This is a genomic window from Moraxella sp. E33BD, assembly GCF_041807865.1.
GTDB classification, from domain to species: domain Bacteria; phylum Pseudomonadota; class Gammaproteobacteria; order Pseudomonadales; family Moraxellaceae; genus Moraxella; species Moraxella haemolytica.
In genome coordinates this window covers 20429-32836 of the sequence record NZ_JBGTZD010000013.1, presented here as the reverse complement: position 1 = coordinate 32836, position 12408 = coordinate 20429, and the positions used below count along the sequence as shown (strand labels likewise).

The 12408-nt window shown below is 43.7% G+C and carries 11 protein-coding genes; 6 read left to right on the top strand and 5 right to left on the bottom strand.

Features of this window, described 5'->3' with window-relative positions; genetic code table 11:
• Positions 1-28: 28 nt before the first annotated feature.
• Positions 29-475, top strand: coding sequence for a hypothetical protein (locus ACERC6_RS08725; RefSeq protein WP_373628737.1), 447 nt, complete (start codon positions 29-31; stop codon positions 473-475).
• A 301-nt stretch (positions 476-776) separates the two neighbouring features.
• On the opposite strand, the gene ACERC6_RS08720 is transcribed toward ACERC6_RS08725, so the two are convergent.
• A complete protein-coding gene (locus ACERC6_RS08720) occupies positions 777-1103 on the bottom strand; it encodes a BolA family protein (RefSeq protein ID WP_373628736.1) in 327 nt (108 codons plus the stop codon).
• A 149-nt stretch (positions 1104-1252) separates the two neighbouring features.
• Here ACERC6_RS08720 and ACERC6_RS08715 point away from each other — a divergent pair, with 149 nt between their 5' ends.
• Together ACERC6_RS08715 and ACERC6_RS08710 are read left to right on the top strand one after the other, a co-directional pair.
• Entirely contained in the window at positions 1253-1426 is a 174-nt protein-coding gene (locus ACERC6_RS08715) for an oxidoreductase-like domain-containing protein (RefSeq protein ID WP_284673878.1), read from the top strand.
• Positions 1419-2654, top strand: coding sequence for an NAD(P)/FAD-dependent oxidoreductase (locus ACERC6_RS08710; RefSeq protein ID WP_373628735.1), 1236 nt, complete (start codon positions 1419-1421; stop codon positions 2652-2654). The genes ACERC6_RS08715 and ACERC6_RS08710 overlap by 8 nt, the downstream gene beginning before the upstream one ends.
• A gap of 63 nt (positions 2655-2717) precedes the next feature.
• On the opposite strand, the gene aat is transcribed toward ACERC6_RS08710, so the two are convergent.
• Positions 2718-3470: a leucyl/phenylalanyl-tRNA--protein transferase gene (gene aat, locus ACERC6_RS08705; RefSeq protein ID WP_373628734.1), complete on the bottom strand. Its 753-nt coding sequence runs from the start codon at positions 3468-3470 to the stop codon at positions 2718-2720.
• Between the two features lie 143 nt (positions 3471-3613).
• A complete protein-coding gene (gene trxB, locus ACERC6_RS08700; protein WP_373628773.1) occupies positions 3614-4555 on the bottom strand; it encodes a thioredoxin-disulfide reductase in 942 nt (313 codons plus the stop codon).
• A 271-nt stretch (positions 4556-4826) separates the two neighbouring features.
• Here trxB and ACERC6_RS08695 point away from each other — a divergent pair, with 271 nt between their 5' ends.
• The 3 genes from ACERC6_RS08695 to topA all read left to right on the top strand — a co-directional run bounded on the left by ACERC6_RS08695 (position 4827) and on the right by topA (position 11088).
• Positions 4827-7580, top strand: coding sequence for a DNA translocase FtsK (locus ACERC6_RS08695; protein WP_373628733.1), 2754 nt, complete (start codon positions 4827-4829; stop codon positions 7578-7580).
• A 117-nt stretch (positions 7581-7697) separates the two neighbouring features.
• Positions 7698-8243, top strand: a complete 546-nt coding sequence (locus ACERC6_RS08690) for a hypothetical protein (protein WP_373628732.1) — start codon at positions 7698-7700, stop codon at positions 8241-8243.
• A gap of 208 nt (positions 8244-8451) precedes the next feature.
• Positions 8452-11088, top strand: a complete 2637-nt coding sequence (topA, locus tag ACERC6_RS08685; RefSeq protein ID WP_373628731.1) for a type I DNA topoisomerase — start codon at positions 8452-8454, stop codon at positions 11086-11088.
• 209 nt (positions 11089-11297) lie between these two features.
• Here the strand turns inward: topA and ACERC6_RS08680 are convergent, their stop codons facing one another.
• Together ACERC6_RS08680 and ACERC6_RS08675 are read right to left on the bottom strand one after the other, a co-directional pair.
• Positions 11298-12113, bottom strand: a complete 816-nt coding sequence (locus ACERC6_RS08680) for a methyltransferase domain-containing protein (RefSeq protein WP_373628730.1) — start codon at positions 12111-12113, stop codon at positions 11298-11300.
• A gap of 120 nt (positions 12114-12233) precedes the next feature.
• Positions 12234-12368 (bottom strand): hypothetical protein, encoded by a 135-nt coding sequence (locus ACERC6_RS08675; RefSeq protein ID WP_284673883.1) that lies wholly within the window; start codon positions 12366-12368, stop codon positions 12234-12236.
• Between the last annotated feature and the right edge of the window lie 40 nt (positions 12369-12408).

Genomic DNA, 12408 nt, shown 5'->3' with positions numbered 1-12408 from the left:
ATAAATCAACAAGTTAAAGGTAAATGTGATGTTAGACATTAAAACGGTTTCAAATTTTATCCAAGAGTATGGTGTGGTAGATTTTGACTGCGAGATGGACGATGGTGTGCTTTGGTTTCGGGGTGTCAATTGTTATTTGATGATTGGTAAAGTTACTGACAAGCAGATGTTTTTGACGGTTTGGGAAGATGATGAGTGCAATGAAGTGATTGAAAACTTTGAAATCCAAAATCTTGATGAATTGAATGTTTGTTTAAAGAAATACGCCTTGATTGCTCAGGCAAGCACCAAGCAAGATGAAACCATCCAAGAACCAACCGACACCACGATGATTGACATCTACTTTAAGCTCATCAAAGAAAAATTGGCAGAACACCAAATCAACCTTGATTTTGAAAAACAAAGCCAAGCCGAAAAGCTGGTCATTCGCCACATTGAGGATAAGCTGGTGGAGATTATCAAATTTTTGCAATAACTAAGTAAGATAAAAAAGCAAATGCCCTAAGTAAGACTGGGGCATTTTTTATAAGGAAATTTGTCAAAATGAAATTATCTTGCACATAGTGCAACAAAACCAAAAAGATATTTATTGCATAAATAGGCGAAATTTTTCGCGGCGGGCATCAAGTAATGCTTATTTTTCTCATGGTTGGTATTTTATATTTGTGGTTGGTTTTGATTACTCAAAAGGCGATAAGTGTTATTTGCTGAGTTGGCGGTAGTGACATCTATTTGGTTTAGATGGTTGGTTATTTACAGGTTAATATCCATTCAAGTTAATGTAGATGTTGTCCTGCACAGTTGGGGCTATTGGGGGCTCGACCTAATGCTGCCCATTCATCTGGTGTATAGGCGTGAATGGCGAGTGCGTGAATGCTACCGCCATTTGCCATCAAAAGTGGTTGAACTGCCAAATACACCATCTGATGTCTTGCCATCAAGCGTTTGTCAATAAAACCTTGACTGACTACCACTAGCTTAAAATGGCTTTCTTTGCCCTCAAAATAACCTGCGTGTTTGTGGCTTTCGTTCTCAAGCGACAGATGGGTGGGTAGGAGGGTTTGCATGGCTTGGATGATGGCATCTTGGGTGGGTGTGTTCATTATAACTCTTACTGATCGCAACAAAAGACGGTGGATAAAAGACAGTAGGTGCGTTTTTATGTCAATTCAATTATAATAAAAGCCAATCAAAATACAAGTACCAGCTACAAAAAAGCACAAAACTTCTCATGATTTTTAAAGGTAATCCCATGACAGATATGATTGATATTCCGCCACCACCAGAGCCACCAGAAGATGATGAATGTTGCAACAGTGGTTGTGAGGAGATGTGTGTGTTTGAGATTTATCGTCGTGAAAAGTTGGAGTACGATGCCAAATACGATATGCTAACACGCACCACAAATGACAATCGCCATGACTAAGTTGGCTGATGAATATATAGATGTTGTCGTCATCGGAGCGGGGGCATCAGGATTGTTTTGTGCATTTCAGACTGCACTTTATGGTAAGCGAGTGCTGGTACTAGACCATGCCAATAAAGCAGGTAAAAAGATTCTCATGTCGGGCGGTGGGCGATGCAACTTCATCAATCGTCATGTGTCTGCTAATGAATTTATCGGTCAAAATCGCCACTTTGTCAAATCTGCCCTTAGTCGTTATACGAGTGATGATTTTATTAAATTGGTGGAAAAACATGGCATCACCTACCACGAAAAGGCACGGGGTGAGCTGTTTTGTGATAATTCGTCTAAAGATATTTTAAATCTACTGCTTAATGAATGTAGCACGGCAGGCGTGGAGATTCGCTTAAACACAGCAATACAAAACATTAAAAAAGACACTGATTGTGATGACTTTCATCTGAGCGTATCGACAAAAGCTGGTAAATCTTATGAAATTGGTTGCCGTTCGTTGGTGATTGCCACAGGAGGGTTGTCGATTCCAACTCTAGGGGCAAGTGGCTTTGGTTATCAAGTCGCCACGCAGTTTGGACATACGATTATGCCTACTCAGGCTTCACTTGTGCCATTTACCTTTACTGACCAGTTGGGTGAGTTGATGAAGGCGTTAGCAGGACTTAGCCTTGAGGTTACTGCTTTTAATGATAAGGCGAGCTTTCAGCTACCCATGCTCTTTACTCATCGTGGGTTGTCAGGGCCTGCCATGCTACAGTTATCAAATTATTGGCAGTTGGGCGAGATGATTGGCATTGATTTGTTGCCATCTTGTGATGTATCGGAGTTGTTGATTGCCGCCAAAAAGATGTGTCCAAAACAGCACATTCGTACCGTGCTTGCACTACATTTTCCAAAAAAGCTGTTAATGGTACTACAAGCCATCTTTTGGGAGAAATTTTGCGATATTGAGCTGGCTAATATTAAAGATAAGGACTTAATTGATATTGCTAAACGCATCAACGCATGGCAGATTAAGCCTTCAGGCACAGAAGGCTATCGTGTGGCGGAGGTTACTCGTGGTGGTGTGAGTACTGATGAGGTTAAGGGCAAGACAATGGAGAGCAAATTATGCAATAGGCTGTATTTTATTGGTGAAGTACTTGATGTAACAGGGCATTTGGGTGGTTTTAACTTCGCATGGGCTTGGGCGAGTGCTTATGTGTGTAGTGAGGCGATAGGAGTGGATTGGTGATGGTTACTAAGACCAAAAAGTAAATAACCACTGCAGATTTTATTGCCTAAGAAGTGCGTTTTTTTATTGCGTTGTTATGAGTGTTACTAAGTCGTTGACCGCCATACTTCCTGTCATATGGGGTGTGTCGGTGTGGTTTAAGGTGGTAAGCCTATCAAGAAAATCAGATTTTTTAATCAAATATGCCCCAAGGCTGATTAGATGGGGGTTTTCAAGTTGGCAATCAATCAGTTTAACATCTGCTTGTTTTGCCAATATCGTCATTGCCCAAAAAGCAATCTTGGAGGCATCGGTGCGAGTATGAAATATACTCTCGCTACAGAATATTGCCCCAAACTGCAAGCCATACAGTCCGCCAATCAGCTCACTGTCTTTTGGTACACCTTCCCAAATCTCTACGCTGATTGCCACACCAAGTTCATGTAAGCGTGCATAGGCATCTAGCATCTCATCGTTTATCCAAGTGTCGTTAGTATAGCTTCTTGGAGCTGCACAGGCACGCATAACTTGCCTAAAAGCAAGGTTGGTGCTGATTTGCCAAGCATTCTTTTTGGCGGTGCGAATGAGTGATTTTGTTGGGTAGAATTCATCTGGGTATAGCACACAGCGAGTGGGCGGACACCACCAACAAATAGGGTCGCCATCTGAATACCAAGGAAATACCCCTGTGCGGTAGGCATTGAGCAGGGTGGCGGTGGATAAGTCTGCCCCTGTACCCACAAAACCATTTTCATCAGCCATATCTACCACGCTATTAAAATCAAAGGCAGAGCGATCAGCAATGGCGTGTAAGTCAGCAAGGCTTGGGAGGTGCATGGAGGTCATCGTTGGGTTGGTTTGACTGGCGATATTAAGACTTTAAAATAATAACACAAAATTGGTGTGCTTAGAATCACTAAAAAGGCGAGTTAAAAAACACGCCTTTTTTGGTTATTTGTTAGTGATTAAGATGTCGGTAATCACAAGCCATCTAGGTATTTTTCGGCATCAAGGGCTGCCATACAGCCTGTACCTGCCGATGTGATGGCTTGGCGGTAGATGTGGTCAGCAACATCACCTGCAGCAAACACCCCTGATACGCTGGTGGCAGTGGCATTACCATTTAGTCCACTGTTTACCACGATATAGCCATCTTTCATGGTGAGTTGACCATCAAAGATGGCGGTATTTGGCTTATGTCCGATGGCAACGAACATGCCCATTGCGTCTAGTTGCTTGGTAGTGCCATCAGTGTTTTCAATGATAACGCCTGTTACGCCCATCTCGTCGCCTACGACTTCTTTGACGGAGCTATTCCACTCAATAGAGATGTTGCCGTTTTTGACTTTCTCAAACAGTTGGTCTTGCATGATTTTTTCGGCACGCAGGCTATCACGGCGATGCACGAGTGTTACATGGCTTGCAATGTTAGATAGATACAATGCTTCTTCAACAGCAGTGTTGCCACCGCCAATGACGACCACTTTTTGATTTTTATAAAAAAATCCATCACAAGTAGCACAGGCTGATACCCCTTTCCCCATGAATTTGGCTTCGCTTTCTAATCCTAGATACTGAGCAGTTGCCCCTGTAGCGATGATGAGTGCATCACAAGTATAACTGCCACTGCCACCATTTAAAGTGAAGGGACGATTGGTTAAATCCACGCTAGAAATGTGGTCGTAGATGAGCTGTGTGCCAAAGCGTTCGGCATGTTCTTTCATTTCTTCGACCAGTGCTGTACCGGTCAGACCATGGCGACCACCTGGCCAATTATCAATCTCGGTGGTGGTGGTCAGTTGCCCGCCGACAGTCAAGCCAGTAATGATGACGGGATTGAGATTTGCACGAGCGGCATAGACGGCTGCTGAATAGCCAGCAGGACCTGAGCCTAGGATGATGAGTTGATGGTGTGCCATGATAATTCCAAATGAGCCAATATCTGAATAAATCCAATAAACCTTAAAAAGCGCTTTAAAGCAGTTTGCCAAAGTATAGGGGAGGTGGGACAAAAAAACAAGATGGAATCATGAAATTTGCTGATTTATTGGCAAAAATGAGTAAATGATACATTAGAACCTGCGTTGTTGGGGGTGTTGTGAGTGCTTTTGTAAAATGGTGTGAAATATTTTGCGATATCAAGCAGTTATCCTATATAATATCTGGTTTATTCATCTATCATCATTTTTTGCCATGAAAATAAATCAGCTGTTACAAAATGAGTCCATCAATCAACTCTTAGGTAGGTTGCCTTTGGTACAGCGTCTGCTGTTTAGTGTGGTTGGTATGGCAATTTTGGCATTTTTGTTCATCTCTTTGTTGTCTTACAACCCAACCGATCCTGCATGGTCGCATATGGGTAGTAGCCAAGAGGTTAGCAATGTGGGCGGTCGTTTGGGGGCCTGGCTTTCTGATATTTTATTGTCATTTTTTGGTTTTGGGGCGTGGTTTTTATTGCTTGTGCCAGCTTATGAACTTGCCAAGCTGTGGTGGGGTCGTAATTCTGTTGTATGGGTTTTGCGTGTATTGGCTTATGCGTTTTTGTTGGCGTGTATCAGTGGTATTGCCGCACAGCTAGGTGCATGGTGGCAAGACAAGGCGGCAGACTTTGGTGGTGTTTTAGGGTATGAGTTCATGGCATCGCTGTCAAGTGTGCTAGGCGTGCCAGTATCGGTGGGCTTTTTGGTGTTGATGGCATTACTTGTGGCAACTTTAACCTTTGATATTCATTGGTTGTCTTTGTGGCGACAATTTCGCAATACCCCAAGTAATGATGACATGACAGATGAATCATCGCCACAGACAGACGAGGGCTGGGGTGATGATGAACTGATTATTAGTCAAGTAAAACCAAAAGTACCAGCCTATCAACCACATAATCATGAGGGGGCACTTGAGAGCTTCTTGGTGAATTCTGGGCTGCGTGATGAGCTACTGGCAAAAAAACAAGCCGAAGAGGAAGCGAAAAAACAAGAAGAAGCTAAAAAACAAGAAGAGATTCAAAAGCAGGTAGAGGCTCAAAAACAAGCCGAGTTTGCTGTACAAGACTATGGTAGTATCGATGGTATTGAGCAAACTCAAGATGAACAAGATGATGTTTTTGTTCAGGATGTGCAGATAGATTCTCAAGCTGGTGATGTGATGGATTCTCCATCTGACCCATTAGAGTATCAGCCTTATAATGATACAATCCATCAAGCCGATGATCAGCTTGACCGGCAAGACATTTATAGAAATAATGCTGATGCTGTGGCAACAATTGAGCATATGGATTACAATGCTATTGGTGTCATAGAGCGGTCAGATGAACCCACCGCTTTTGGCGGAGTGGACATGGCTTCTTTGACCAGTTTACATGACACCCCTGATAACAAAGATGAATCAGAACCTGCCAAACCGTTGGTGAATAAAATGGCAGGCGTGGCGTCAGGTACGGTACGACCGAAGTCGCACGCCATGAGCGAGCTTGAATATCGCATGAGCCTAAGTCCTGTGCCATCTCTTGATATCTTGGATCCAAGATCTCAAAAAATCATCACCTATACGCAAGAAGAGTTGCAACAGCTTTCTGAGTTGCTAGAGATTAAAATGCAGGAATTTAATATTAAAGCCAGCGTTGTCTCGGCGATGGTTGGTCCTGTAGTAACTCGCTTTGAGGTGGATTTGGCACCAGGGGTTAAGGCAAGTCGTGTGATTAAAATTTCGCAGGATTTGGCACGCTCCATGCGAATGACTTCTTTGCGTGTGATTCCTGTGATTGCAGGCAAATCATACATCGGCATTGAAGTGCCAAATCGCAAACGCCAAATCGTTGGTTTGATTGAGTTGTTAGATACCAAAGAGTATCAAGATCCAGAAGCAGGCATTAGTATCGCCATTGGTGCAAGCATTAGCGGAAAACCGATTATTGCGGATCTTGCCAAAGCACCGCATATGCTGGTTGCTGGTACGACAGGCTCTGGTAAATCGGTACTGGTGAACTCATTTTTGATGTCCATGTTATTAAAATATACGCCAGATGAGTTAAAACTGGTGCTGATCGACCCAAAACAGCTTGAGCTTGCCAACTATGCTGACATTCCGCATCTGCTTACGCCTGTGATTACCGATATGACAGAGGCAACCGTTGCATTGAACTGGTGTGTTACTGAGATGGAGCATCGCTATCGACTGATGAGTAAGTTGCGTGTGCGTAATATTGCTGCTTTTAACCAAAAAATCATCGAAGCTGAAAGACTGGGCGAGCCTATCTTAGATCCATTATGGAGTGCGTCCGAGCATATAAGTGGTACTGTGCCACGCCAAAAGCTGCTACCAAAAATTGTCGTTGTGGCAGATGAATTTGCTGATATGATCATGCAGTTAGGCAAAACTGCTGAAGAGCCAATTGTTCGCCTTGCCCAAAAATCTCGAGCTGCAGGTATTCATCTGATTTTGGCGACACAGCGACCTGTGGCGACGGTTGTTACCGGTCTTATCAAGTCCAACATTCCTGTGCGTGTTGCTTTGCGTGTCAACTCGGCAACAGACAGTCGCATCATCATCGAGGAGTCTGGTGCTGAGAATATGCTTGGACATGGTGATATGATGTTTTTAGCACCTGGTGCGATTGAGACAGAGCGTGTACACGGAGCGTATGTTAAAGACGATGAGGTCAATCGTGTTACTGATGCTTGGCGTGAGCGCGGTGTGCCAGATTATATTGACCTTAGCCAAAGTTATACTTTTGAAGGTGAAGGGTCTGGCGATAGTGGCAGCGGCATTGATGATGAGTATTTTGATTTGGCGGTGGCACACATTTTGGATACTCGCAAGGTTTCTATCTCTGCATTACAGCGTAAATTTAGCATCGGCTATAACCGTGCTGCTCGCATCGTGGATATGATGGAGGAGCGAGGTGTGGTAAGTGCTGCTGATAATACCGGCAAACGCCAAATTCTCATGTAGTGCTATCTGTATGCACAAATGCAGTCCCATCGTAAATAAGTGTTGTGGTTGGCTGACCTTTGTGATTAAAAATTTTTTGGGCGGTCTTGATAAATAAAAGGTTGGTTTGGAGTAAGGATGGATTTGCAAGGTTATTTACCGCTCATTGTGGTGCTTGGTGTGGCTGGGTTTTTACTTGGCAATATATTTGCCTTAAAGCCGAAGGCAGGAGAGGTGCGAGTGGCGGATTTTCGTCTGCTAGCAAGAACATATGGCTTTAACCCTAAATTGATTCCTAGACCAGATTGGCTACCCACCAGAGTACAACAACACAGTCATCACGCTCCAAAAAATGATTTGGTGGTCAGTTATGGTGTTGTTTGTGATGAGTGGCGATTGTCTTTTGTGCGACTGATTGTCAAAGATGGTAAGTGGTGCGTGGTGGATGCTGACAAGGGGATTTTTTATGATAAAGCCGATGGCGTGACACTTCCAGTAGAGATAATGAGCCACGCTTTAGGACTACAGGTTAAAGCGAACAGTGTTGTGCTGTATTGGCAAGATGTTCATTATCAATCATCAGGAGGGGTACAAAAACTAGATAAAAAGCTAGCCCAAGCTGACTTACAAACATTCAAGCAAGCCCTGCTAGATTTTGGCAATAAACTCAATCAGCGTGCATGATAGATAAGATATCAAAACCTAAAAGACCAACAGCAATTAGGATAAGCGATACAAATTACGCTGCCATCTTGTCATGATGGGGAATTGTGTGTTATTTTATAAAAAACGATACTTGGGCATCGTGCCCACAGATAAACGCTTAATTTTAAACACATCATCAAGCCAAGACAGTTTGGTTTATTTTATAAAAAAGTTTAAAAGGTAACTCATGGCATCATCCACCAAAAAAACCACAAAATCCAGTCAGACCGCCCCAAAAGTCTCTTCCAAAGGTAAATCACTGGTTATTGTGGAGTCGCCCGCCAAAGCCAAAACAATCAATAAGTATCTGGGCAATGATTTTATTGTGCGTTCTAGCGTGGGTCATGTGCGAGATTTGCCTGTAAGTGGTACAGATAAGACCAAAAAAACCAAAAGCGATGAGACAGGATTGTCGCGTGAAGAAAAGGCACAGCGAGCCTTGGTTAGACGCATGGGGGTGGATCCAGAGCATGATTGGGCGGCGGTCTATGAGATTTTGCCCAACAAAACCAAAGTAATCAAAGAGCTAAAAGCACTGGCTAAAGATGCAGATGCCATCTACCTAGCAACCGACTTGGACCGAGAAGGAGAAGCGATTGCGTGGCATTTAAAAGAAGTCATCGGCGGTAGTGATGACAAATACAGTCGTGTGGTGTTCAACGAAATTACTAAAGCTGCTGTACAAAACGCCTTTGAACGCCCAGACAAGCTGAATATTGACCGTGTTAACGCTCAGCAGGCAAGACGATTTTTGGATCGTGTGGTCGGCTTTATGGTATCGCCGTTGCTGTGGGCGAAGGTGGCTCGTGGATTGTCAGCAGGGCGTGTCCAAAGCGTGGCAACTCGTCTGGTGGTTGAGCGAGAGCGAGAAATTCGTGCCTTTGTTCCTGTGGAATATTGGGAGATTCATACCAATAATCAGGCAGGTGGCGAGACTTTGCGATTAGAGGCAGTCAAGCATCAAGGTAAGACCTTAAAACTTGCCAATGAAGATGAGGCGACCGCCATCGTTAATCTGCTATCTTGTGCCGATTTTACCGTCTCTGCCATTGAAGAAAAACCTACGCAATCAAAGGCATCTGCACCGTTCATCACATCAACTTTGCAGCAGGCAGCAAGTACTCGTTTAGGCTTTAGCGTCAAAAAAACGATGATTTTGGCTCAGCGTTTGTATGAAGCAGGTTTTATTACCTATATGCGTACTGACTCAACTTTTTTGAGCCAAGATGCGTTGATGGCAGTGCGTGGCTATATCCAAGAGAATTTTGGGTCGGCATATCTGCCAGACAAGCCTAATTTTTATAGCAATAAGCAAAATGCTCAAGAGGCACACGAAGCGATTCGTCCTTCTAATGTCGCCATCAAAGCAAGCCAACTGACGGCGATGGAAAGAGACGCTCAGCGTCTATATGAGCTGATTTGGCGACAATTCGTGGCGTGTCAGATGACGCCTGCTCGCTATCGTTCGGTAAATCTACTGGCGGACGCCGGCGGTGTGGAACTAAAAGCAAAAGGGCGAACGCTTGTTTTTGATGGCTACACCAAAGTTCAGCCACCTGCCAAAAGTGATGATGTGTTGTTGCCAAATGTGCAAGTAGGTGAAAAACTGCCACTCATCAACATTGAACCTAGTCAGCATTTCACCAAGCCACCTGCTAGATATTCTGAAGCCAGTTTGGTTAAAGAGCTTGAAAGTCGTGGTATTGGGCGACCATCAACTTATGCGTCCATCATTTCTACCATTCAAGAGCGTGGCTATGTCCGCCTTGAAAATAAACGCCTATATGCCGAAAAGATGGGTGATATTGTTACTGAAAGATTGATTGAGAGCTTTCCTGATTTGATGGACTATGCGTTCACTGCAGGATTAGAAGATAAACTTGATGAAGTGGCTCAGGGTCATCAAGACTGGAAGGTGGTGCTTGATGCGTTCTATGGTGATTTTAAGGGCAAACTAGATACTGCCAAAGGCAAAGACGGCATGCGTCCGAACAATCCAACTAATATTCCAGATGTACATTGTGATTTGTGTAGTCGTCCTATGCAGATTCGCACGGGGTCAACAGGGGTGTTTTTGGGCTGTACAGGCTATAATCTACCCCCTAAAGAACGCTGTAAAGGCACAAAAAATCTCATGCCAACATCGGCACTTATTTTTGATGCTGATGATGAATCAGCAGAGGTCAATGCTCTGATGGAGAAAAAACGCTGTCCTAAATGTAATGCGGCGATGGAGAGCTATGTCGTTGATGGCGGTCGTAAGTTACATATTTGTGGCAATAATCCTGACTGTGATGGCTATGTACTTGAACATGGTGTTTTTGAAGTGGCTGGTGCGGATAATAATCAAGCGGCACCGACCATTGACTGCGATAAATGTGATGGGCAGATGACGCTAAAGACAGGGCGTTTTGGGGCATATTTTGCGTGCAATCAATGCGATAATACCAGAAAGGTGTTAAAAAATGGTGAAGCAGCTCCGCCACGCATGACGGCGATTAGTATGCCAAACCTGCGTTCTCAAAAATTTGATGATCACTATGTGTTGCGTGAAGGAGCGGCGGGACTGTTTTTGGCAGCAAGTAAATTCCCAAAAATCCGTGAAACCCGTCCGCCAAAATTAAGTGAGCTTCGCCCCATCAAAGATGAGCTTGAGCCAAAATTTGCTTATCTGTTTGACGCTCCTGATGTTGATGATGCAGGCAACCCAACCATTCTTCGCTGGTCTCGCAAAAATGCTGAACAGTATATCGGTTCAGAAAAAGATGGCAAGGCAACTCGCTTTGCTTTGGTGTGGCGTGATGGCAAGTGGGTACAAGATTAATCATCATCTATCAAGATAACCTACCAAAGATGTTTTGTCCAAGACGGTCAAGCATAATAAAAAACCAACAAAAAGCCAATCTGTTCTGATTGGCTTTTTGTTTTATTGGGCTATCGGCTTACTGCCTTTATACCAAAATCTCATATCTTTTAGGTAATGGAGATAAAAAATAAGACAACCTAATAATTGTCTTATTGTGATGCTATTTTTTAGGATTTTTGAAAAAGATATAAACAAAATGAGGCGGTAACCTTAAAATTATTTTGGGTTTTTAGGGTGGTTTTTTTGTCTAATTTGGCCTTGTAGGTGTAGGGAGTCATGTCTATCAAATCAGATAGACTTTGGCTGTCCAAGCATAGCGGTGCGTCAATCTGCCACTCATCAATCAGCGTAAACTCTGGCGATAATTCTGCGATAAATTTGGTGGGCTCATGTAGATTGACACGCTCAAACAACTGCTGACGCATGGCGTACAGATGGTGTGGGGCAGGCGTAGCGATGAGTAAATAACCGTTTGGTTTTAGCACTCTTGCCATCTGACTTTTTGGTAAAGGGCTAAACAGACTTGTGCAAATATCCATGCTTTCATCTGCTACAGGCAACACTGTACCTGTACCCACCACCCAGTTGATATACTTACCTACTGCTTGGTTTTTATAAGTTTTTGAAGCGGTGATGATGGCTGTTTTGGCGATGTCAAGTCCGATGACTTGACGCTCATGATTGGCAAAAACGCTAGTGTAGTAGCCCTCGCCACAGCCGATGTCTAGCACACGATTGGGTGCAAGTTCATTGATGATTTTTCCCACTTTATCTCTTAATGGTTCATAAAATCCACCTGATAAAAAGCGTCTGCGTGCCTGCATAGACTCTGGCGTATCGCCTGCAGTATGACTGTTTTTGTGCTGAACCACATGTAAGTTAACATAGCCGTCCTTGCTGATGTCATAGCAATGACCCTGATGGCAAATATAACTGTTGGTTTTTAAAATAAGATCGGTACGGCAAATGGGGCAATTTAGCATAAGGTGGCTCATACTGGCAAACAAGAACGATTTTACCCTTTTTGTGGGCGTAGTCAAGCGTGTATAGCGTCTTTGAGTGTGCCGCCAAAACGCCAAATCAATGTGGTATTCGCTAGCATATTACTCGGCAAGTGCGTCCGCTCCTTTTGCTCCACCGCTGATAATCGTGGTAGGTTTGGCAGGCAAACTATTGATGGCTTGGCAAAGACTCTTATAATCATCAAGGCCTTGTGAGCCGATGATGGCAAGGTTCATTTTGCTCCTGGTGTTTTTTGCTAATCAGTGCGTAAAGCAT